18 protein-coding genes, 1 tRNA gene and 1 other RNA gene are annotated in these 22376 nt (G+C 36.7%); 11 read left to right on the top strand and 9 right to left on the bottom strand.

The annotated features are described in order from the left end of the window. Positions 1 to 129 precede the first annotated feature (129 nt). A complete protein-coding gene (locus M9892_10880; protein ID MCO5254856.1) occupies positions 130 to 3321 on the top strand; it encodes a T9SS type A sorting domain-containing protein in 3192 nt (1063 codons plus the stop codon). 3 nt (positions 3322 to 3324) lie between these two features. Here M9892_10880 and ssrA read toward each other — a convergent pair. From ssrA to htpG, 5 genes are all read right to left on the bottom strand, one after another. Next, positions 3325 to 3694, bottom strand: a transfer-messenger RNA (tmRNA) gene (gene ssrA, locus M9892_10885). Positions 3695 to 3754: 60 nt separating this feature from the next. Beyond that, positions 3755 to 4780 (bottom strand): tetratricopeptide repeat protein, encoded by a 1026-nt coding sequence (locus M9892_10890; protein MCO5254857.1) that lies wholly within the window; start codon positions 4778 to 4780, stop codon positions 3755 to 3757. Further along, entirely contained in the window at positions 4777 to 5151 is a 375-nt protein-coding gene (locus M9892_10895; GenBank protein MCO5254858.1) for a PaaI family thioesterase, read from the bottom strand. Before M9892_10895 ends, M9892_10890 begins: the two co-directional genes overlap by 4 nt. Before the next feature lie 192 nt (positions 5152 to 5343). Then, positions 5344 to 6999 (bottom strand): SBBP repeat-containing protein, encoded by a 1656-nt coding sequence (locus M9892_10900; GenBank protein MCO5254859.1) that lies wholly within the window; start codon positions 6997 to 6999, stop codon positions 5344 to 5346. Positions 7000 to 7144: 145 nt separating this feature from the next. Beyond that, positions 7145 to 8962: a molecular chaperone HtpG gene (gene htpG, locus M9892_10905; GenBank protein MCO5254860.1), complete on the bottom strand. Its 1818-nt coding sequence runs from the start codon at positions 8960 to 8962 to the stop codon at positions 7145 to 7147. 318 nt (positions 8963 to 9280) lie between these two features. Here htpG and M9892_10910 point away from each other — a divergent pair, with 318 nt between their 5' ends. From M9892_10910 to M9892_10930, 5 genes are all read left to right on the top strand, one after another. Continuing rightward, the gene (locus M9892_10910; GenBank protein ID MCO5254861.1) at positions 9281 to 9967 is read left to right on the top strand and encodes a zinc metallopeptidase; all 687 of its coding nucleotides are present in this window, start codon (positions 9281 to 9283) and stop codon (positions 9965 to 9967) included. 49 nt (positions 9968 to 10016) lie between these two features. Next, positions 10017 to 11279 carry a hypothetical protein gene (locus M9892_10915; GenBank protein ID MCO5254862.1) on the top strand — a complete coding sequence of 421 codons (1263 nt, stop codon included), beginning with the start codon at positions 10017 to 10019 and terminating at the stop codon, positions 11277 to 11279. Between the two features lie 10 nt (positions 11280 to 11289). Then, positions 11290 to 12204 carry a hypothetical protein gene (locus M9892_10920; protein ID MCO5254863.1) on the top strand — a complete coding sequence of 305 codons (915 nt, stop codon included), beginning with the start codon at positions 11290 to 11292 and terminating at the stop codon, positions 12202 to 12204. Positions 12205 to 12257: 53 nt separating this feature from the next. Further along, positions 12258 to 13088, top strand: a complete 831-nt coding sequence (locus M9892_10925; protein MCO5254864.1) for a hypothetical protein — start codon at positions 12258 to 12260, stop codon at positions 13086 to 13088. 175 nt (positions 13089 to 13263) lie between these two features. After that, complete coding sequence (locus M9892_10930; GenBank protein MCO5254865.1) at positions 13264 to 13602, top strand: metalloregulator ArsR/SmtB family transcription factor; 339 nt, start codon at positions 13264 to 13266, stop codon at positions 13600 to 13602. On the opposite strand, the gene M9892_10935 is transcribed toward M9892_10930, so the two are convergent. Then, entirely contained in the window at positions 13599 to 13952 is a 354-nt protein-coding gene (locus M9892_10935; protein MCO5254866.1) for a helix-turn-helix domain-containing protein, read from the bottom strand. The two genes, M9892_10930 and M9892_10935, sit on opposite strands and share 4 nt — an antisense overlap. Positions 13953 to 14084: 132 nt before the next feature. Between M9892_10935 and M9892_10940 the strand changes: the two genes are divergently transcribed. Then, entirely contained in the window at positions 14085 to 15224 is a 1140-nt protein-coding gene (locus M9892_10940; protein ID MCO5254867.1) for a hypothetical protein, read from the top strand. Next, positions 15214 to 16407, top strand: a complete 1194-nt coding sequence (locus M9892_10945) for a hypothetical protein (protein ID MCO5254868.1) — start codon at positions 15214 to 15216, stop codon at positions 16405 to 16407. The genes M9892_10940 and M9892_10945 overlap by 11 nt, the downstream gene beginning before the upstream one ends. A gap of 38 nt (positions 16408 to 16445) precedes the next feature. Here M9892_10945 and M9892_10950 read toward each other — a convergent pair whose 3' ends face one another. After that, positions 16446 to 17336 carry a 3-hydroxybutyryl-CoA dehydrogenase gene (locus M9892_10950; protein ID MCO5254869.1) on the bottom strand — a complete coding sequence of 297 codons (891 nt, stop codon included), beginning with the start codon at positions 17334 to 17336 and terminating at the stop codon, positions 16446 to 16448. 73 nt (positions 17337 to 17409) lie between these two features. Here M9892_10950 and M9892_10955 point away from each other — a divergent pair, with 73 nt between their 5' ends. After that, entirely contained in the window at positions 17410 to 19065 is a 1656-nt protein-coding gene (locus M9892_10955; GenBank protein ID MCO5254870.1) for an amino acid permease, read from the top strand. A 76-nt stretch (positions 19066 to 19141) separates the two neighbouring features. Here the strand turns inward: M9892_10955 and M9892_10960 are convergent. Next, a tRNA-Cys gene (locus M9892_10960) sits at positions 19142 to 19212 on the bottom strand. Between the two features lie 168 nt (positions 19213 to 19380). Between M9892_10960 and M9892_10965 the strand changes: the two genes are divergently transcribed. Then, positions 19381 to 21231 (top strand): M23 family metallopeptidase, encoded by a 1851-nt coding sequence (locus M9892_10965; protein MCO5254871.1) that lies wholly within the window; start codon positions 19381 to 19383, stop codon positions 21229 to 21231. Beyond that, entirely contained in the window at positions 21228 to 21683 is a 456-nt protein-coding gene (bcp, locus tag M9892_10970) for a thioredoxin-dependent thiol peroxidase (protein MCO5254872.1), read from the top strand. The genes M9892_10965 and bcp overlap by 4 nt, the downstream gene beginning before the upstream one ends. A gap of 8 nt (positions 21684 to 21691) precedes the next feature. Here bcp and M9892_10975 read toward each other — a convergent pair whose 3' ends face one another. Beyond that, the gene (locus tag M9892_10975) at positions 21692 to 22285 is read right to left on the bottom strand and encodes a DNA-3-methyladenine glycosylase I (protein MCO5254873.1); all 594 of its coding nucleotides are present in this window, start codon (positions 22283 to 22285) and stop codon (positions 21692 to 21694) included. Positions 22286 to 22376: the final 91 nt, after the last annotated feature.

Consider the following 22376-nt stretch of genomic DNA (forward strand, 5'->3'; position numbering starts at 1 on the left):
ATTATTCCAATACGCAGAAAACACAATTTTCTGAAGTACTGCTGATAGTCTTTATGACGTAAAGAAGCATATTTGAAAGTTAATTGTCTATCAAATTGCTACATTTGCAGTTATAAAAACGTTCAAAATATGAAAAGATTTCTATTGTTATGTGTATTCTCGCTATTTGGAGTGGCACAAAGCAAAGCCGGTTGTCCTTTAATCAATGTTAGTTTACAAGACAGGATTTCACAATCTGAACTTGTTGTAGAAGCTAAAGTGATAAATAAAAGCTCATATTGGGATGAATCTATCAAAATGATTTACACTTCCCACACGCTTCAAGTTTATCGCCTGTTCAAAGGTAAACTGAATAATCAAACCATTACTTTAATAACCGAAGGAGGGTTTGTGGGTTTACAAGGATTGGTAGTTTCTCCTAATCTTAGTACCGAAATCGGACAAACGGGAGTGTTCTTTCTCTCAGCTAACAATCAATGGGAAAATCCTCAAGGAATTTCTCTGTCATATTTCTCACCCATTGGACCTTTGGGCTTTATATATTACGATTATAAAAATGTTATGGCGTATGATAATTTAAACCATTGGGGTGAAATATCATCAGCACTCATTCCTGAAATAATCAAAATCACCGGCATTCCTGAAGTCATTTCAGAATCTCCAACGCCTTCAAAACAAGGAATTAGGCGTGCAACACCATCCATAACAAGTTTTTCGCCAGGTACTGTCCATGCCGGTACACAAGAAGTTATCACAGTTAACGGAACTGATTTTGGGGCTACTCAGGGCAATGGAAATGTGTATTTTCCAAATGCAAACGATGGTGGAGGCACTTATATTCCTGCAAGATCAGGAGATATTGTTTCATGGTCTGACACCAAAATTGAATTAAAAGTACCATCGTCAGCAGGAACGGGTAAAATATATGTGGAAGACAATAGTAGCAATTCTTCTGCATATTCTTCTTCTACGCTCTCCATTCCTTGGGCACATTTGAATGTTCAATATCCTAATTACCCACCTTCCTTAGTCTCCGCACCTTTTGAAATTAGACACCAAAGTCTAAATGGAAGTGGCGGAATTACCTGGACATGGGAAACGGATTTTAACAGTAATAGCGATGCCAAGGCTTCCTTTCTTAGAGCATTAGAAACATGGAGATGCAAAACATTAATAAATTGGAGTGTTTCCGGAGTAAAAACAAACGCATCCAATAGTTATGATGGAGACAATATGGTCTTTTATAATGACGCATTACCCGGTAGTGTTATTGGAGTATGTTATTCATGGTATTCAGGATGTTTCAAGAGTGGAGGCAGTGGAGACATGAATTGGTTTGTTTCGGAATTAGATATTGCATTCAAAAAAACATTTTCATGGGAGTATGGTCCAACAGCACCCTCCATGAGTGAATATGACTTTGAATCCGTTGCTTTACACGAACTTGGACATGGACATCAGTTAGGGCACGTTATCAATAGTGCCAATGTAATGCACTATGCAATTTCAAATGGAGACAATCACAGAGCACTTCAAGAGAATGACACCGCATGTGGAAACTATGTAATGAAAAAAAGCACTTCAGCTGTTTGTGCCGGAACGGGAATGACATTGGTAAAACAAGTAGAATGTATGGTTAGAGACCCGCTCATTTTCAGAAGTAAAAAAAGTGGCAGATGGAATGATTTAGCAACTTGGGAATATGGTCCTTGGGACGGTTCATATTGGCATGATACCATTATTTTGCCTTCCTTTTACATTGATTCTGTAATTATTCGTAATAGTCATACTGTTGAAATCACGGATGATAGGGTTATAACCCGTACCATAATTCAAAGTGGAGGTATTTTGAAATGGTCGAGTGGTAATTTATTCATGGATAACGGTATCAATAGAAATCTAATTATAGAAAATGGTGGAACCTTTTATCAAGCTAATGACAGTATCGCAGAACGTCAGGGTTTGAGCAATATTAAAATGGATTCAGAAGGGATTTTGATAAGCAAAAATAAAGATGGATTATTGGGCATAGGTTCTGTTTATTTTGTTTCTCCATTTCAACAAACTTTTATTTTTAATAAAACCGGAGTTCAAAATGCCGGTTCTTCCCTCCCCTCTTCATGTCAACGGTTTTTTGTAGATAGCGGTTCTATTTTGACCTTGCAGAAAGACATCACTATTTCAGACACACTGAAACTGTTGGATGGAATTATTAAGACAAGTTCCTATGTACTTTCTTTGGGTACATCCACAACAGACAAAGGGACATTGGACTATACCACCGGCTATATTGATGGTTCATTGACACGTTGGTTTGACGGTACTAACTCCGGCAGTGCTTCGGGTTTGTTTCCCTTAGGTAATAACGGCAATCAAAAATTTGTTACAGTCGAATTCACTTCTGCTCCCACAACCGGAGGAACGCTAAGCGCAAGTTATATATCTACACCTATGGGCAGCTCCGGTTTGCCGATAGTGGTGTCTGCAGTTGGTTCTTGTTCCGGATATAATATTTCCAATACAGCAGATGCTTATTGGAAAATAGATGATGGCAATAGTTTAAGTGGTGGCACCTACTGTATAAGCACAGAAGCAGAAGGTTTTGTTGGGATTACTGATTTGTGTGAATTAGGGCTACTTAAAAGAAGCGGCATGGGCAGTTGGGGACTTGCAGGCACTGTTGTCCAAACCGGTGGCACCTTGCTCAAACCTATAGTAAAAGTTACCGGAGCCAGCGGATGGAGTAATTTCGGATGGGGAGGCGGAGCACCCAACCCCTTGCCTATCCAACTTTCCGAGTTTACTGCTGTCAAAGACCTTGTTCATAATCGAGTAAACCTTTATTGGACAACGGTTTCAGAAACCAATAATGCTTATTTTGAAGTGCAAAGGAGCACAGACGGGCTAAATTGGGAAGTAATTGAAACAGTTTCCGGACAAGGTAATACTGACCGTGAAGTGAATTATATTTCGATAGACAACAAACCCAATCAAGGTATAAATTATTATCGGTTGCGCCAGGTGGATTATGATGGAAAAAGTAGTTTTAGTCATATTCAAATGGTATTGTTTGATTCTAAATCAAGTATAGGACAAATTAAATTATATCCTAATAGCACAAGCGGTTTAATCAATATTACTAACCCTTCCTACACTAAAATCACATTAATTTTGATGTCTCTTGAAGGCAAAACTATGTTTACAAAAGAAATCAGCGAATCGCATGGTTCAATTGATATCAGTAATATTACCGCAGGAATCTATATCGTAAAAATAATATCAGGTGATTTTGTTGAATATAGAAAAGTAGTAAAAGAGTAGTACGAGTGGAGCTGGAGGGAGTCGAACCCTCGTCCGGAGAAGAAACTGAATGATGCTTTCTACATGTTTATCGGCACATTATTGTCGGGAAGAACAAGGTTTGCCGAAGACCTTAATTAATCCGTATCCTGCATAATGATTCGCTGCTTAGCAGACATTGGCAGCAAATACCTGAGCGGGTTTGATTGTCTGAGAGAGGACGGCTCAGGCAGGGTGCCTCTCCCGACAACTAGTGCTAATTAATCTAAATTAGGCAGCTAGGGCGTAGTTAGTTTCGCCATTTAATTTTTAGGTCTCCAGATTAAAGAGCTGCATACCCAAGGCTCTACATGCTTACACCTCAATTGTAATCCCGTCAATACCAGTCAGCCCCATAGTCCTAAATTGAGTGGTGCAAATTTACTGAACAATTGGTGATTATCAATGAAGGCACTTACTTTTCCTGACAGTATTTGGAGTAGAGCAGGATGCCTTCTTCTTCTCCCAATAAACGTGCTTGTTGCCAGTCAAAACATGCCTCTTCTTTCTTGTTTTGATTGAACCTTGCTACACCACGCATTACGAGAATCCATCCGGTATTTTTAGAAGAATTTAGTGCGGTCGTATATGCTTGCTCTGCCTCCATGTCGCGCTGTAATTTTAAAAGACAGTTCCCTTTTTCAAAATACCAATCCCCATTGTCGGGTTCAATTTTGATAAGTATATCATAATCTTTGATGGCTTCATCATATTTTTTCAGGTTGAAATTGCAAACTGAACGAATGGTCAGACCATCATATTCTTCAGGATGATTTTGCATGTAGGTATAAATATCATTAAATGCATCTTGATATAATTCCATGCTTAATCTGACGCGAGCGCGTTCTTTATAGGCTTCATCATAAGAAGGCGATTCAATGATGGCTTGCGAAAGTATGTATTCCGCCATCGAATTTGTACCTAATTTAAAATAGCACACTCCTTGGTTCTTCAAAGCGATGGCTTTGCGTGTCAAACCGGCATTGATAGCTCTTTGATTAGTGGCAATGGCTCGGGAATATTCTCCTTGTTGAAATAACAAATCCGAAAGAGCCAAATATCCTAAGGTGTCGTCCGGTTGCAATTTTGTATAGGTTTCCATGTCAGCCAATGCCAGAACAGGATTATTTATTATATTGTGGGTCAATCCTCGGTTGTAGTATGCATCTGCAAGAGTACTGTCTAAATTGAGTGCTTTGTTGTAGTCCACTAATGCAGCACCGGTGTTTTTGAGCGCAAATTGACATACGCCTCGATTGTAATAGGCTATTGCATTGATGTCATTGAGCATAATAGCACTGTCGTAATACACAATCGCAAGTGCATAATTACCGGACTCTTCATAGTCCAATCCTTTGTCAATATAGTAGTTTTCAGTTTGAGAAGCCGCAGTAAATGGGCTAAGAAAACATAGAAATAATAAAAATCTAAATTTTTTCATACAGTTAGGTTTATGGTGCACATTATTCCAAATCCTTTGGCAACAAGGACTTCGGAGTTGTCATTTCTGTAATTAATTATATCTGCCTCACAATAATACAATCTGTTTCCTGCTCTTATTACTTTTCCTTTTGCAATAAGTTTGCCATTGGTGGATGGGTTCAGGTAAGCAATATCTAATTTGGAAGTAACCATCCCCTTCCCTTTTTCTACTAGCGAAAATGCTGCAAATCCCATAGCAACATCAGCCAAGGTGGCTGTTACTCCACCGTGAGTAATCCCGTCTTGTTGATTGTGAATTTGACTGAGAACTACTTCTGCATTGACATATCCGGGTTCAATATCGGTAAGGATCATATCGTTATGTTGCATAAAAAATTGTCTTTTGAATTTTTCATGTATTAAATTTTTGAAGTCAGGGTTCTTTGGTTCAAATACTTGCATAGAAATAAATTTCGTGGCTGCAAAGTTAAGTTGTAGCAATGTGAAAAAACAACACAGCCTAAATGTTGCTTCTTCAATTTGAGCAGACATTTAGGCTGTATTAGCGAAATAATAATCTTCTTAGTCTTTGTTTATTATCAATTTGATAGCACGGTTGTGACCTGCCCGGATAAAATAAACTCCATTCTCAATATCTTCGGTACTGAATGAAAGTTCGGTCGATGCAGTTTTACTTCTCATAATTTCTCTGCCTTGCAAATCTGTAATATATATATCGGTTCCGATTGGCATATTAATTATTTTAATATACTGCTTAGCAGGGTTTGGATAAACTTGGATTAAGTCGGAGAATAAAATATTTGACAATCCGGTATTATAATTGCCATCATCGTTTGTTTTGAATGATAGTTTACTCACATAAATACTTTGGAGTGAACTTGTGGTCAAGAGTTGGCTGTCTAAGTCCATATCAGCATTGAAAACCCCTGTAATATAAACAGAACTATCTGTTGATACCTTGATACCGCTAAGCGTTTCGTCAAGAATAGAACCACCGGAATATATCCACTCTTCTTTTCCGCTTTGATTCATTTTTACTATAAAAAAGTCAAATCCTCCATTGGTAGTAATTGTATCTGTACCAAAAATAACAGAGTTATTAAATGTACCGCCTAAATAAAGATTTTCGTCTTTATCTATTGCAACTACATGACCTTGCACTTCACCTTGATAACCATATAATTTATACCAATCTACATTTCCGCTTGTGTTATATTTAATGAGATACAGGTCAAAATTACCCTGAGCAGTTTCTTCCAGATTAGACAAGACAGCTTTACCACTATATTTTCCTAATAAATATGAGTTCCCGTTGTTATCGGTTGTAACCGCATAACCATAATTAATATTATCACATACTATGCCCTTAGCCCATTGACAAGTACCATTATTGTGAAACTTTGCTATGAAAGAACTATAATATCCTGACTGATTGCTGACAAAAACAGACCCATCTTCTGCAAACCATGCATCATCAAGAATATATCCGGCAACAAAGACCTCTCCGGCTGTGTTTACATCAATGTCATACCCAAAATCTTTTCCATCACCCCCGCCTTGAGTAACCCATATAAAAGTGCCGGAGGCATTAAGTTTTGTTACAAATAGATTTTCTTGTTGATTCACTCCACCCATAGTGTTGTCTTGAACATTAAGTGAAAGATTGCCAAAATCAGCTACTAATTGAAAAAAGCCGGTTACATACACACTTCCGTTAGCATCAACTGTAATTCCGTACCCTGCATCATCCATAGAACCTCCGGCTTGGTTGGTCCACACGAAGTCTCCATTTGTATTCAATTTGGATATGAAAATATTGGATTTATTTGAAGCAGTCAAAGTATCAGTTCCAAAATAGGACATTAATGTGAAAGAGCCGGTTACATATACATTCCCCACCGCGTCTGTAGCAATGGAATTAGCTCTGTCTTGACCTACGCCTCCTGCTCGAACAGCCCACAGATATTCGCCTGTAGGATTTATTTTGGCTATAAAAATGTCGTTGCCACCTTTACTGGTCAGAGTTGTTGAACCAAAAGTGATAGCACCGTTGAAGTTGCCTGTAATGTAAGTGTTGCCGGCAGTGTCTGTGGCAACTCCACTACTGACATTGGTGTTTCCACCTGTGCTTTGAACTGCCCATGCTGATTTTGGTTGTTGTGAAAATGTTGGCGATGTGAACCCCAACATTATCAATATTGTAATTATTTTTTTCATAAAAACAAAAGTGCGGACTTAATAGAATCAAATTGAAATACTTATCCGCACAACTGATTTTGTGTGTATGTTCATTTATGCGAACTTAAATCTCTCAAAAGAAATCTGAATCTTAGAATCTGCCTATCCTATTAGACAATCAATATTACGAGTTCATCAAGCCAATGCTTCTATTAACAAAATTGGCTATCTTCTCGCCTTTAAGTAGATTTTTGCTGAGCAATGCCAAATCCAGTAACTGTCCTGCCAGCACTTTTCGTTCTTTATCGCTTGTTTGTAGCAAATTCTTCATAACCGGATGGTTTACATTCACTTTAATTTTATATTGAGCTCCCATGGCTTGTGTTCCAAACATTGCCGATTGGTTAGCATACATTTCTCGAAACCTTCTATCGAACTCTCCTTCTGTGATAACAACCGGGTACTCGCTTGCGCTCATGGGGACAGTCTCAACTTCAAACCCTGTTTCTGCTTCTCCTGCAAACAATTCTTTGAGCTTTTCTTCGTCTTCTTTACTGCAAACAGACTCTATGTCAATGTGTTTGTCAACTAATTTGTCCAAAGTGTCCGAATCAACTCTTCTGCAAACCATTGCTTCGTTCTTTTCCTCTAATTTATTGATAAAATAAGAGTCGATGGGTCCGTCAAATTCAATAACAATATAACCGTTTTCTTTGGCTTGTTTGATATATAATGCTTGTTCTTGGCTGTCGCTCGAATAAAGCAACACAGTCTTTTTATCTTTGTTTGTTTGAATTTCTTTGGCTTTGCTTTCAAATTCTTCTATTGTCATGAAGTTACCATCCATATCTTTCAACAAACAGAAGTTCTTGGCATTCTCATAAAACTTTTCATCGCTGATCATACCATATTTGACAAACAATCCGAGATTTTCCCATTTTGATTCAAAGTCTTTTCTATCGTTTTTGAACAATTCAGCAAGTTTATCCGCTACCTTCTTGGCAATATGACCTGTAATTTTCTTAACATTACCATCGCTTTGCAAAGCACTTCTGGAAACATTTAAAGGAATATCCGGTGAGTCAATAATACCTTGCAACAAAACCAGGTAGTCCGGCAAAATATCTTTAACATTGTCCGTCACAAAAACTTGATTACTGTACAGTTGGACTTTGTGTCTATCCGGCTCAAAACGATTGTTAATCTTTGGAAAATACAATACTCCGGTCAGGTTAAAAGGGTAATCTACATTCAAATGGATATGAAAAAGAGATTCGGGTTCGAATGGGTAGAGTATCTTATATAGTCCTTGATAATCTTCCTCCTTCAAGTCTTGTGGCTTCTTTGTCCAAATTGGCTCTTGTTCATTGATGATTTTATCTTCAAACTTGATTTTAATTGGCAAGAAACGACAGTATTTTTCAAGTATATTTTTGATTCTGAATGAGTCATTAAATTCTTGATTTTCTTCATTCAAATGCAAAATGATTTCGGTTCCTCTTTCTGCCTTCGACCCTTCTCCCATTTTAATATCTGTGTTTCCTTCGCAAACCCAATAAGCAGGTTTTGCTTCTTCAGTTCGTGACAAAGAATTAATTTCAACTTTGTTTGCCACCATAAATGTTGAGTAGAACCCAAGTCCAAAGTGACCTATGACAGCAGTTTCTGTTTTGTCTTTGTATTTTTGTACAAATTCCTCAGCTCCTGAAAATGCAAGTTGGTTGATATACTTTTCAATCTCTTCTTGTGTCAAACCAATCCCTTTGTCTATAATAGAAAGGGTTTTGGCTTCTTTGTCGAGTTTCACTTCTATGGTTAAATCACCTAATTCGCCTTTATATTCACCGATGGATGATAGGGCTTTTAATTTTTGTGTAGCATCTACTGCATTGGATACCAACTCTCGAAGAAATACTTCATGGTCGGTATAAAGAAACTTCTTGATAATTGGAAAAATATTCTCGGTATGAACGGAAATCTTACGGCTTTTCATTTTACTCATAGCATTCTATTTTAGATTTTGTCATATCAAATAAAATGCCCGACAAGTTTTATGAAAAAGTGTCAGTTAAATAATGAAGAAATGTCAGGCAATTGTATCTTTGCGCCACGTTTAACAAAAAGAAACGCGAAAAAAATGATTTTTCAAAAATTCATGTCTTATCTCCTCTTCTTTAGGAAAAACAAGACAAACGGTCAAAAACCAAACTTTAATTTGCGTGCCATGCACTTCATTAACAAGATTAGCATCCTTATGTTTATTCTTGGCATACTTTTTCTTATTGCAAAACTAATTCGTAACTAATTATATTTATACACTATGACCTTTACATTCGGCTCATTCATCTTGATGATTGCAATTACAGTAATCAGTTTAATTGTTAGTCAGACACTTAAATCAAAATTCAAAAAGTATTCTCAAATGCAACTCCGCACCAATCTTACTGGCAAAGAAGTAGCCGAAATGATGCTGCATGACAATGGTATAACAGATGTGCAAGTTATTCAGGTTAGCGGACAATTGACAGACCACTATAATCCAGCAAACAAAACAGTAAATCTGAGCGAGTCTGTCTATTATGAGCGTAATGCAGCAGCCGCAGCAGTAGCTGCACATGAGTGTGGTCATGCCGTACAACACGCACAAGCCTACAAATGGTTGACCATGCGTTCAAAACTCGTACCTATCGTTCAAGTATCGAGCCAACTCATGACTTTTGTTTTGATAGGTGGAATACTGTTAATCAACACATTTCCTTCACTCTTATTGTTCGGAATTATATTATTTGCAGCAACAACTGTGTTCAGCTTTATTACACTCCCGGTGGAATTTGATGCTTCTTCCAGAGCATTAAAGTGGATGGAAGGTAAAAATATCGTAAACTCTCAAGAGCAATATTATGCAAAGGATGCACTGAAATGGGCAGCTATGACATACGTAGTTGCAGCGATAGGTTCGTTGGCTACATTGTTATATTACGTTGCAATTTTTTTAAATAGAAGATAGTCAGCATTTGAGAGCGCTCCTCAAGATAACACTTGTCTTATTGTTATGCATGCATTCATTTTCTAATGCACAACAACTTATTCATTTAGAACTCGATCAAAGAGCCACAGACGATCAATTTAGAAAGTCGCAGGCAATAATTCCGGTATTTAAATATAAAGGTCAACCATTTGAAGGTGTTTCAGAATTTGGAATTAAAACATCCAAAAATCACAAACCTGAAATGTTTACTGCCAAATTCCCCGATATGACAGGAATGCGAGATACAGCTTATACATTCTTGTTCTTTGGAGCCAATGAGGCTAAGCATCCTTTAGGATATGTCTTTTGTTTGCTTGGCAATAATAGCCGAATGCAAAACAATACTTATCTCTGGATTGACCGAAATATGAATTTGGATCTTTCTGATGATGGCGCACCTGACACATTCAGTAATCAGTTTGATGTTTACCACAAAATCAGATTGTATAACACTACTGTTCCAGGTGCATATCATGAAATTCAAATTTCAAGATATGAGTTTGACAAAAATATCCAATACAAAAAACTATTGGATGATCATTACAAAAAGAATAGTGGAAATAAGGTTTTTGCAGGAGCAGATTATTCATTTCGAGAACAACGTTTCATTATCCATTCTGCCAATTATAAAAATGGTAACGATTCTTTTAAGATAGCATTGAAGGATTTTAATTGTAACGGACTATATCATGACAAAGGTTTTGACCAGATTCTTTTGGGCGAGTATAATGCGACTGAATTAGGAGGGATAATCTATGAAATGGAGGGGAAAGTGCTCAGTTTTGAGTGGAACCAAAAAAAATACATTATAATTCAAATTGACCCCTCCGGTAAATTTATTGATTTTTATTATGATTCTAAAGCACAGCCGGACAGACAATTAAAATTCGGGAAGAAAATTCCTAAATTTAAAGTTGCCTTTGCGGATGATCAAATTAAACCCAGAAAAATCAGAAAATTCAGACGCAAACCCGTATATGTCATGTTTTGGAATTTTGAAAGCCCTACTTTTGCTCAGGACACGGCTAACTTAGGAATTATACAACGTGAATTCGGAGACAAAATCCACATCATTACATTAAATTATGGAGAAACTCCAAAGAAAGTATTGGGTTGGGCTCATCGTAATAATATAAAATACACTGTCGGCATAGCGAATAAAAAACTGCTTGACAAATACTATGTGGAAGCATTGCCCACAAGTTTTTTGACCAATAAAAGGCAACGCTTATGCGAAATTAATTTAACTTCGCAGGAACTTTTAGAAAGACTCCGAAAACAATATCAATAAATATACTCACATGACAGAAGAAACAAAGAACTCAAACAATTCAAAAAGTAAAATTGTAATTATCCTACTTGCAGTGCTGCTATTAGGCTCCGGTGGTTTAAGCTATTGGCAATACTCGGAATACAAAGCTTTGCAGCAGCAATTGACAGAAACTAAAGACGATTTACAAGCTACAATGACCGCTAAGGATAGCTTGGCGCTTAGTCTAAATGAATTGGAAAAAAAATTAGCCTCTATAGAATCAGAAAGAGCTGAACTTGCTGATTATGCAGGAACACTCGAAACTGATGTTGCTAACCTTAAAAAGACCATTGCAGATTTACGCTCCAGATTAGCAAAAGCTTCACCGGAAGAAATTGCTAGATTAAAAAAGGAAGTAGAAGCAGCGACTTCAAAAGCTAATGACTATGAAGCAGAAATCAACAAACTCAAAGCTGAAAATGAAGAACTAAAAAAGCAAGGTGCAGAACTAACTGAACAAAATATTACACTCACGAATATCAATCAGACCCTTGATACCAAAGTTCAAAAAGCTTCTGTTGCTCAATATGCTCCCATTAAACTTACGCTTGGCAGAATGAAAAAGAAAGGGTTTAAAGAGGAAACCAAAGTAAGACGAGTGGAAGAGATACATGTTGACATAGATGTGATTGAAAACCCAATTGTTAGCACCCCAAGCGACCAAGTCGTGATTATCAGAATCATCGATCCTGATAAAACTGTTTTGTCTAAAGTAGAAAATAATAAAGATTTAGTAGATAAGTCCCAAGTTTATACCATTAAACAAAGCTATAGTTTTGATGGAAAGTCAAAAAAAATCAATCTTGTTTACACTCCAGAATCTAAACTAAAAAAAGGTGCGTACAAAGTAGAGTTTTGGGCAAATGGTGTACTCAAACAAACCGGTTCTTTTGAGTTAGAATAAGTTTAATTTTGAATATACTTCAAAAGTTATTTTTTTATTACCCACTAAAAACATTGAGCCTGCTACCCTTGCAGGCTCTTTATTTTTTCGTCTATCCAATTTACATTCTTCTTTTCTATATCCTAAAATACAGACGCGCTGTCACCAAACAAAATCTCACCAATGCATTTCCACATAAGTCACAATTTGAAATTCAACAATTAGAAAAGAAATACTATCGGTATTTGAGCAGATTGTTGGCTGAGTTAATTAAAGGATTAACAATCAGCGAATCTGAACTACGAAAAAGGGTTATATTGCATGATAGAGAAGTATTACAAGGTATTTATGATAAATACGGAGCTTCTATGGTTTTACTTGGTCATTATGGAAATTGGGAATTAATTGCGCTTGCTGCAGAGTTAGTAGCTCCACATCATTTTTGTATCGTATATAAACCCATTCACAATTCTTTTGTGAATCAATTAATGAATAAAACAAGGAAACGGTTTGGTGCAGACACACTTCCTATGGAATTTACATACAGCACAATTAAGAATTCACAATCGGATAAAACGCTTTTTACACTTGTAGCAGACCAAAGTCCTTCAAATCTAAAAAGTGCACAATGGGTTAAATTTCTTAATCAAGACACTGCCTTTATGTCGGGTGCAGATTTGCTTAATAAAAGACTCAATATTCCTGTTTGTTATTTACATGTTAAATCATCAAAATCAGGGTTTTATGAATTATACCCTAAAGTGATAATTGAAAGCAATAATTCAGATCAGGGATCGAATCTTATTAAGCAATATGCCGAACTACTTGAAGCCGACATCACTCAAAAGCCCGAAATGTGGCTATGGTCGCACAAAAGATGGAAACATAAGCCTGCAAATAATTAATTGCGAAGGATTTTTACCGGCACTTTGAATTAATATTAATAATGCTGATAATCAGTGTATTAATAGCAGTACCTTAAATTACAGATAGAAGGTCTTTGTTGCTATATTTAGCAAGTCATAAATGCACTTTAACAATAAGGCTTGCTATTTCAAATCGTTATTGTATGTTTGCGATATGGCAAAATCAAAAAATAATTTGTTTGAAAGTAAAGAAACATCCATATCTGAGATTGCAAAATCGCTTGCGCATCCTGCACGGGTACAAATACTCAAACTTTTATTAATTAAAAGCCCGCAAAATTGTTCGTCAATAGTAGAACAAATTCCTCTTGCACAGGCGACTGTGTCACAACACTTGGCTGCACTTAAATTTTCCGGACTCCTAACCGATAAAAAGGAAGGCAATATGGTTTTGTATTCTGCCGATAGGGATTTGTGTATAAAAGCCCACAGACTTTTCTCTGATTTATTCGTTGGACATCTCAAGGATGGAAAACAACAAAAGTTGTTTTAGCCATGAATATGTTTAAGGTCATCTAATAAACCAATCTCTGTTCTATAATGCTCTGTCATGAGCATTTTCAACAGTTTAATTTTATTATTAAAATCTACGCTGTCTGAGCTATCAATTTTATCGCCAACCCCCACCCTTTTCATTTCACCGTTACCCAGTAGTAACCAATCAGGAGAAACGTCTTTAAATGCCCTTAGAATGCTTAAGATTAAGTCTAAACTGGGGTTGTTTCTGCCAGAGCTAATATGAGACAATGTAGCTGCAGAAATATTTAATTTCTCAGACATAGCCCTTTTGTCTAATCCAAGGTCGGACATCAATTCGTTTATGCGTTCAACAATCTCTTTCATATCAAGTGTAAATTTACATTGTACAAATGTAAATCCTGCTGAATTACATTTGTAAAATCGAGTTTTTAGTTATTGTCAATTTGTTCACATCTTATTATGAGTCCGATAAATAAAATCTAACTTTGCCTTCCTATGTTATTCAAAGAACTTGCTATTTCAGCCCATATCAATGAACGGATTGTTAGCTTGAATAAAACCGGCAAAATTCCTCATGCAATTTTATTTCCTGCAAGTGAAGGGACTGGTAATTTAGCGGTTGCTATTGCTTTTGCACAATACATACTTTGTGACAATCCTTCAGAATTAGATTCTTGTGGTGCGTGTCCGCATTGTATAAAATCTCGCGCCTATATGCACCCTGATATTTTTTACTCTTTTCCTTTTGTCGGTTCAAAAGACAAAGAACTTTCTACTTTTTTTCTTGAAGAATGGCGCAAATTATTAAATCAAACACCTTACCCAACTATACGTGATTGGCAAGAGTATTTGGACAGCAAAAACAAACAGCTTAACATCTACATATCCGAAATTAGAAATATTGCTAAACGTTTGAGCTTAAAATCTTATTCAGGGAAAAAGAAAATACTCATTTTGTGGCTGCCGGAATACTTAGGCAAAGAAGGAAATATCTTACTAAAACTAATTGAAGAACCTCCCGATAACACATTATTCTTCCTTGTAACTGAAGATGAAAATTCGATTCTACGGACGATTATTTCACGTACTCAACGGATTTATATACCCAAACCCGATTCTGAGGATATCGCAAACTATTTGATATCAATCAACAATGAATTATCATTTGAAAAAGCGAGCTCAATCGCTTTGGCATCAAAGGGAAATGTTAATGCTGCCATTGCCATGCTGAATGAAATACAAGAGCCTTTCTTTGATAATTTCAGAAATTGGCTACTGGCTTGTTATAAAGGACGATATTCTGATATCATCGCCAGTATAGAACAGATAAATTCAGGAAGCAGAGACTTTGTCATTAATTTTCTCAATTACGGTTTAGAAATAATGCGTGAGGTATTTTTATATCAACATCAAGGTCTCATTGATAAGATGTCAGAAAAAGAAAATGAATTTTTGTCTAATTTTGCCAAGACAATGGAAGGGCGTTCCTTTGACGCTATATATAATCAAATGAATAGTGCTATTAATGGTATTGAAAGGAACGGAAATATTAAACTACTTCTTACAAACCTTTCCATTGAATTAAACAAAATATTTAAAGGTAAAGAAATTAATAAATCAGTGTATGGGATGTAGTAATTGTGGAGGTGGCACGCATAACGGGTTAAAACCGGCAGGTTGTAAAAACAACGGAAATTGTGGAACTTCGGGATGTAATAAATTAAATACGTATGATTGGCTAAGTCATATTGAAAGACCGATTGGTTACAAACCTTTCAACATAGTAGAAATACGATTTAAAGGTGGACGTAAAGAGTATTATCAAAATACGAATAGTTTAAAGCTGACAATTGGAGACCTTGTTGTTGTGGATGCCGAAACGGGTTACGATGTGGGAGAAGTTCTCTTAAAAGATGAGTTAGTAAAGTTGCAACTCAAAAAGAGAGGTTTAACAGCGGAGCAAGTAGATAAAAAAATTCAACGTATTTGCAACGAACAAGATCGTGAAAAATATTTTAAAGCAAAAGAAAGAGAAGCCGCTACCCTAACTCGAGCCAGGACAGTTGCACTTGAAATGAAATTAGCTATGAAACTGAGTGACATTGACTTTCAAGGTGACAACAGAAAAGTTACTTTTTACTATACAGCCGAAAGCAGAGTTGATTTCAGGGAACTGATTCGGGTGTATGCAGATGAGTTTAAAGTCAAAATTGAGATGCGGCAGATTGGTTTCAGAAATGAGGCTGCACGTTTAGGAGGGATTGGTTCTTGTGGGAGAGAACTTTGTTGCAGTACATGGTTAACTGATTTCAAACAAGTTAGTATAAATGCTGCAAGAACTCAAAACCTCTCAATTAACATGCTTAAGCTCAGCGGTGTTTGCGGAAAATTGAAATGTTGTTTAAACTTTGAGTTAGATATCTATATGGATGCCCTTAAACAGTTTCCAAGAACTAAAAATGTTGTACTTGAAACCGAAACCGGCTCCGCTTATCTACAGAAAATTGATATTCTAAAAAACCTGATGTGGTTTCAGACAGGTGATGATACAAATTGGGTGCCTTTGAATACAGAGGTAGTTAAGCAATATATGAAGCTGAACGAATCAGGAAAAAAGATACCTGCCATTACAGTAACTAAATCTGAAACTTCTACTACTCCCACTGCTGTCAGAGAAAAAACAGATTTCATGAAGTCAGAAGACTTATTGAGTTCAGACCTTGAAGGTCTTGACAAAAAGACACAAAAGCATTCTAACAACAATAAAAGACATCACCACAAACACCACAAGGGTAATAACAACAAAAGGGGCAATTAGTCTTGTCCCTTTTGTTTATAAACAGTTGCTGCCTATTTCTACTTTGTAAATTTCGCAGCGACTACCAATTCTTTCATTCCATTGCTGTAGTCATAAAATCCTCTACCGGATTTTACACCCAAATCTCCTGCTGTAACCATATTTATTAACAAAGGGCAAGGTGCATATTTAGGATTACCAAAACCTTCATATAACACATTTAAGATAGCAAGGCAAACATCTAATCCTATAAAATCTGCTAATTGCAATGGACCCATGGGATGCGCCATTCCTAGCTTCATAACAGTATCAATTTCAGCCACACCGGAAACTCCTTCGTGAAGGCTTATGATAGCTTCATTTATCATGGGCATCAATATTCTGTTAGCAACAAATCCCGGATAATCATTGACCAAGGTTGGAACTTTATTCAACTGAGATGATAAGTGCATTATAGTCTCTGTTACAGATTTAGACGTCTTGAAGCCATTAATAACCTCAACGAGTTTCATTACAGGAACCGGGTTCATAAAGTGCATTCCAATTACCTTATCTGGTCTGGAAGTTACAGAAGCTATTTTTGTTATTGAAATAGAAGATGTATTGCTTGCAAGTATAGCATGAGCCGGTGCAATTTTGTCCATATCTCTGAATATCTGAAACTTAATTTCCTGATTTTCAGTAGCAGCTTCTACAACCAAATCTGCATCCTGAATACCATCTTGCATGGAAGTTGTCAAATGCAAGTTAGCAAGCGTCATTGACTTTTGCTCTTCTGTTATACCTCCTTTTTGCACCTGACGGTCTATGTTTTTGGTGATGGTTGCAAGTGCTTTATCTAATGCTTCTTGTTTAATATCAATTAAATTTACACGAAAATTATGAAGCGCAAAAACATGAGCAATACCATTCCCCATTGTTCCGCTTCCTATGACAGCTATATTTTTCATGCTGCAAATTAAATAAATAGAAAGTTGTTTTCTATATGGAATTTCTATTTTTGCCGATACAAGTTATATTACTATGAGTATATTTTCAAAGAAATCCATTGGTGCGTTATTAGACGAATCATTGGAGTCCGGTCAAGGATTAAAACGCACACTAAGTTCAACAGCTTTAATTGGCTTGGGAATAGGCGCTATCATTGGTGCCGGCTTGTTTTCAATTACCGGTATTGCGGCAGCCAATTATGCAGGTCCGGGTATTATGATTTCATTTATCATCGCTGCGATTGGATGTGGTTTGGCTGCTTTATGTTATGCAGAATTCGCCTCTATGATTCCGGTTGCCGGAAGTGCTTACACATACTCTTATGCAACAATGGGGGAATTTATCGCATGGATTATCGGATGGGACTTGGTATTAGAGTATGCTATTGGCGCTGCTACCGTTGCTTCGAGTTGGAGTGGTTATTTGAATAAATTATTTGAACACTTTGGAGTAGCGCTACCGGAGATGTTGCTCAAAACACCTTTTGATGGTGGAATAATCAACCTGCCCGCTGTATTTATTGTCTTTATTATGTCTTTTGTATTGATCAAAGGAACAAGCGAATCGGCATGGATAAACGCTTTGATAGTGATATTGAAAGTCAGTATTGTTATCATCTTTGTTGTACTTGGATTTAATTATGTTAGACCTGAGAATCTTAAACCTCTTATTCCTGAAAATCAAGGCACATTTGGCGCATTCGGTTGGTCGGGTGTTATCCGGGCGGCTGCTATTGTTTTTTTCGCCTATATTGGTTTTGATGCTGTTTCTACAGCAGCCCAAGAAACAAAGGACCCAAAACGCTCTATGCCTATTGGAATTTTAGGTTCCTTGATTATTTGTACAATACTCTATATTTTATTTGCTTATGTGATGACAGGTGTTGCACATTATTCCGAATTTGCCGGTGGAGGACTCGCTCCTATTGCAACAGCAATTAACTGGATGGGACCTGTCATCAATGGGGTTCCGCATCCTGACTTTCCTTGGCTTAATACTGCCATTATTATAGCTATTCTTTTGGGATACGCATCAGTAATTCTTGTGATGCTTCTCGGACAAAGTCGTGTGTTTTACTCTATGAGCAAAGACGGTTTGCTGCCGGGAATCTTTTCGACTGTTCATAAAAAATATCGTACACCCTATAAGTCTAACCTATTGTTTATGCTCTTTGTGAGTGTTTTTGGAGCTTTTGTGCCCGGACGTGTGGTAGGCGAAATGACCAGTATTGGTACTTTGTTTGCTTTTATCCTCGTATGTGCAGGGGTCTTGGTTTTGAGATATAAAATGAAAGATGCTCCCAGAGCATTCAGAGTTCCTTTTGTTCCCTACATCCCCATTTTAGGTATTATTGTTTGCCTTGGCATGATGGTATTCTTGCCGTTTGACACCTGGATCAGATTGTTAGTTTGGATGCTGATTGGTTTGAATATTTATGCTGCTTATGGTGTTAAAAAAAGCCTGCTAAATGACGGAAAAAAGAATCCTAAAGAAAAGGCAATTATTTGTGCATCAGGATTAATATTAGCGGTTTTGCTTATCATCTTAGCTTATGCGCACCATTATACTACCACAGAAACTGAGCGCGACCATGCTTTCTTTTATTTTTCAACTGTTTTCGGAGCAATTGAATTTTTCTATTTTGCCAGCAAATACTTTAAGGATCAGAACTTAGGAACAGCTTCATAAAAGAGCCCCAATATAAGCGTTATAAGTTGAGTTGGGACACAAAAAAAGCTGGCAGAGATGCCAGCTTTTTTATTTGAGGTCGGAACCGGATTCGAACCGGTGTAAAGGGTTTTGCAGACCCGTGCCTAGCCACTCGGCCATCCGACCTTTTCTTTTAAAAGGACTGCAAAAATAGTGTTTTACTTCTTTTTATTCCAAATTGTTTTAAATTAATATTTTGCGCAGATGTGTATGATAAACATTAATGATTTCAATCTATGTGAACATTTTTCAAAATGTCCTACTTTGATTTAGTATTGTTTTGTGGGTGTGAAAGTGAAAAAGGAGCTCAAATGGTCGGTACTGCTGTTATTGATGCTGTTTCCGCTATTAGCATGGGTATTATTGAACGATTCTGCAAATCAATTTTCTGACAATATTGTAGTCGAACAGCCAAAGGATACCAGCATAGTTGTACAAGATTCCCTTGTTATGATTGATGAAGACCCTGAGCCTGCTCCCGAGATGATGCCTGATGGACGGTTTCCACAGAATTATTTTAAATCGCCTGTCAACTATGATGCTTTTATTGTTGGTAATTTCGGAGAATTGCGTTCCAATCATTTCCATACAGGGTTAGATATTAGAACAGGCGGAATTGAAGGAAAGGAAATATTCTCTTCTGCAGCCGGTTATGTGAGCAGAATCAATGTGTCTGAATACGGATATGGAAATGCGCTCTATGTTACTCATCCTAATGGATATACTACTGTTTATGCTCACTTACAGCGATTTAGTAAAGACATCCAATTTTATGTTCGCAAACACCAATATGCTAAACATTCTTTTGAGGTTGAACTCTATCCTGAAAAAGGATTAATTCAGGTTCAACAAGGCGACCTCATCGCATACTCCGGCAATTCTGGCGGTTCGGGAGGTCCACATCTGCATTTTGAAATTAGAAAAACGAATACTTCAGAACCTGTCAACCCGCTCCTATTCGGGATTCCTATTGCAGACAATCTTGCACCTGAAATTCTAAAATTGTATATATACCAACTTGACAAGGCATACAGAGAACACGAAGGAATATATCCATTTACCGGTATAAATTCAACAAGAAATACTTTGCCCGGCAGAAAAATAACAATAAGATTACCACAAGGCAAATACGCTATGGGAGCCTATATGAAGGATTATTTCCGTGCACATACTGATAATCTTGGAGTAAATTATTTTGGCATATTGGCTGACGATAAATTGATTTTTGATTGCCAAATAGACAAAATAGACTTTTCCACTACCAGATACATCAACGCACACATGGATTTTTGTGTGAGCAAAACTGAGAATTTAAAAGCTGCTAAATTATTTAAAGATGATGGCAACAGACTGGATTTTTATCAATTTGAATCCGATAAAGGCGCATTTATCCTCAAAGATTCTATAGCTTTAAAAATTTATGCGATGGATTGTACCGGTAGAAGAGATAGTCTAATGGTCAAAGTATATGCTGATTCCACAGCTAAATTTACGCCCACTCAGTTAGAACGCAAAACCAAGACTTCCGATATCTGCAAAGTGTTTACACCGGGAAACTCCTTTGCATTATCCGCTCACAATACAAGACTGACTATGCCTTCCAATGCTCTTTATTTTAATTACAAGGTATGTGTTCAGGAAATGGGTAATATCAAAGATGGATTCTCTGCTTTGTGGAGTTTTGGAGAGTCTTTTGTTCCAATTCAATCTACCTCGGACATAGCCATCAAAATAGACAGAGAAATACCTGCTTCACTTAGATCAAAATTATTAATCGTAGAGTTGGAAAGCGGTAACAAATACCCGGTTGGAGGTAGATATAGAGCCGGATTTGTAGAGACTTCCATAAGAAACTTCGGCTCATTCTATATTGATATTGACACCATCCCGCCCACTATTCAGACTATCAATATTATCCAAAATCAAGAATTTATATTTAATCTAAGCGACAACCTTTCGGGCATAGAATCATACAATGCTTATGTGGACAAACGCTGGCTTTTGATGGAATTTGACCGTAAAACCGGTTTGCTAAAAGGCAAGCTGCAAGTCCCATTAGACAAAGGAAATCACACTTTTACCTTAAAAGTCAGAGATGAAAGAGGAAATGAAGCTACTTTTGAACGTAGAATTTCAATTCCATGAGTAATAATAAATTAAATGTTGGTGATAAAGCACCGGATTTCAAATCAGTAAATCAAAACGGGGAAAAAATCACACTAAGTGAATTCAAAGGAAGCAAAGTTGTTTTGTATTTTTACCCCAAAGACAACACTCCGGGGTGTACAGCGGAAGCCTGCAACCTCAGAGACAATCACCAATTATTAATTAATAAAGGCTATGTAGTTCTCGGTGTCAGCCCCGACAGTGAGTTAAGTCATCAAAAATTTATTCAGAAATACAATTTACCATTTGACTTGATTGCAGATACAGACAAGTCTATTGCAAATGCTTATGGTGTTTGGGTTGAAAAGAAAATGTTTGTTACAAAATATATGGGCATTGCTAGAACTACTTTTCTGATTGATGAAAATGGTATTATTAGCGAAATCATTAGTAAAGTAAACACCAAAGATCACACTAGTCAGATTATTTAAAGTAAGGATTATATTATCTTTCGGTCTTTAAACTGCGCATGAATTTCTTTATATCGATGACATGAAACGAGATGGTCATTGATTAGCCCCATTGCTTGCAAATAGGAATAGATGATGGTACTTCCTACGAACTTAAATCCTCGTTTTTTAAGGTCTTTAGATAAATTATCCGATAACACAGTATTTGCAGGCACTTCAGACATTTTGTACCAATGATTTTGAATCTGTCTGCCATCAACATAACCCCATAAAAACTTTGCAAACGAACCGTATTCATTTTGGATTTTAATAAACTCTTTGGCATTATGGATCGCGGATTCAATTTTGAGATGGTTGCGAATAATATTTTTATTGTTCAATAATGAGCTAATCATTTGTTCATTAAATAAAGCCACCACATTGGGGTCAAAATCTGCAAAGGATTTTCTGTATTCCTCTCTCCTCTTTAAAATGGTAGCCCAACTTAGTCCGGCTTGTGCACTTTCCAAAACCAAAAACTCGAAAAGCTTCTGATCGTCAGTACAAGGTACTCCCCATTCAGTATCATGATATTGTGTGTATGCTTCAAACCCTAAACACCAAGGGCATTTCTCTTGTTTCATCAGTGTACAAATTTAGAATGTAAACCAAACAATGGTTGTTTGGCAATATTAATTTCTGCCAACACATTCCAATTTGAAACATACCTTTGCG

This window comes from Bacteroidota bacterium (genome assembly GCA_023957335.1).
Classification (GTDB): Bacteria; Bacteroidota; Bacteroidia; order NS11-12g; family UBA955; genus JALOAG01.